The organism is Acidiphilium sp. PM, assembly GCF_000219295.1.
In the GTDB taxonomy this organism is placed as follows: Bacteria; Pseudomonadota; Alphaproteobacteria; order Acetobacterales; family Acetobacteraceae; genus Acidiphilium; species Acidiphilium multivorum.
This window is the reverse complement of the sequence record NZ_AFPR01000112.1, coordinates 1-1369: the sequence shown is the minus strand read 5'-3', so window position 1 is coordinate 1369 and position 1369 is coordinate 1. Positions and strand designations below refer to the sequence as shown.

At 73.6% G+C, this 1369-nt stretch carries 2 protein-coding genes; both read left to right on the top strand.

Annotated elements, in window-relative coordinates; genetic code table 11:
* Nucleotides 1-228: glycosyltransferase (locus tag APM_RS05810; RefSeq protein ID WP_007422424.1), on the top strand; the 228-nt coding region annotated here is incomplete at its 5' end.
* A partial coding sequence (gene asnB, locus APM_RS05805) for an asparagine synthase (glutamine-hydrolyzing) (RefSeq protein ID WP_039887894.1) occupies nucleotides 228-1369 on the top strand: 1142 nt, incomplete at its 3' end. The genes APM_RS05810 and asnB, both read left to right, overlap by 1 nt.

Sequence of the window (1369 nt, the reverse complement as noted above, 5' to 3'; positions counted from 1 at the left end):
CGGGTCGCCGCCGAGGGGCCGCGCGAAATCATCCGCGACGGGGTGGACGGTGCGCTGGTGCCGCTCGGCGACACGCAATCTCTCTCCGCGGCGATCGCGGCCCTGCTCGCCGATCCGGCCCGCCGCGCCGATCTTGCCGCCGCCGGCCGGGCGCGGTTCGAGGCGGAGTTCGCCGCCCCGGTCGTGATGGCAACCTGGCGCGACTACCTCGCCGGGGTGCGGCGCTGATGTGCGGCATCGCCGGACTCGCGCTGAAGCCGGGGGCGCGGATCGCGCCGGAAACCCTCGCGGCGCTCGCCCGCGCGCTGGCCCATCGCGGGCCGGATGGTGCGGGCACCCATGTCAGCGAGCGCGCGGCGCTGGTGCATACCCGCCTCGCCATTGTCGATCTCGCGACCGGCGACCAGCCGCTGTTCGGTGCCGGTGCCGCGCTGATCGGCAATGGCGAGATCTACAACAACCGCGAATTGCGCGCCGCCCTGCCGCTTGTGCCCTTCCGCACCGGCAGCGATTGCGAGCCGCCGCTGCATCTTGCCCGCGCCGAGGCGGATTTCGTGCCTCTGCTGCGCGGGATGTATGCGCTCGCGATCGATGATTCCGAGCGCGGCGTGGTGACGCTGGCGCGCGATCCGTTCGGAATCAAGCCGCTCTACCGCTGCGCCGCCGACCAGGGCACCGCCTTCGCCTCCGAGCCGCAGGCGCTGCTCGCCGCCGGGCTCGCGAGGCGGCGGATCGACACGGCGCGCCTCGTCGAGCTGCTGCAACTGCAATTCACCGCCGGCACCGCAACCGTCTTCACCGGGATCGAGCGGGTGCCGCCCGGCGCGCTGCTCACCCTGCGCGATGGCGCCGAGGCGGCACTGCTCGACCATCCGCCGATCGAGCCGGGCGAGGCGCCGCGCGATGAGGATGCGGCCCTCGTCGCGCTCGATGCCGTGCTGGCGCAATCGGTCGAGCTCCACCAGCGCAGCGACGTGCCGTATGGCATGTTCCTCTCGGGCGGGATCGACAGCGCCGCGATCCTCGCCCTGATGGCGCGGCTGAACGAGACGCCGGTGCTCGCCTTCACCGCCGGGTTCGACCGCGCCACGGTGGCCGACGAGCGCGACGATGCCGAGGCGACCGCCCGCGCCGTCGGCGCCCGGCACGAGCGGATCGAGATCACCGAGACGATGACCTGGCGGCACCTGCCCGCCATCGTCGCCGCGATGGACGACCCGGCCGCCGATTATGCGATCATCCCCACATGGTTCCTCGCCCGCCACGCGCGCGGGAGCGTCAAGGTCGTGCTGTCCGGCGAGGGCGGGGACGAGATGTTCGCCGGCTACGGCCGCTATCGCGCGGCGGCGCGGCCCTGGCCCTTCGCCCG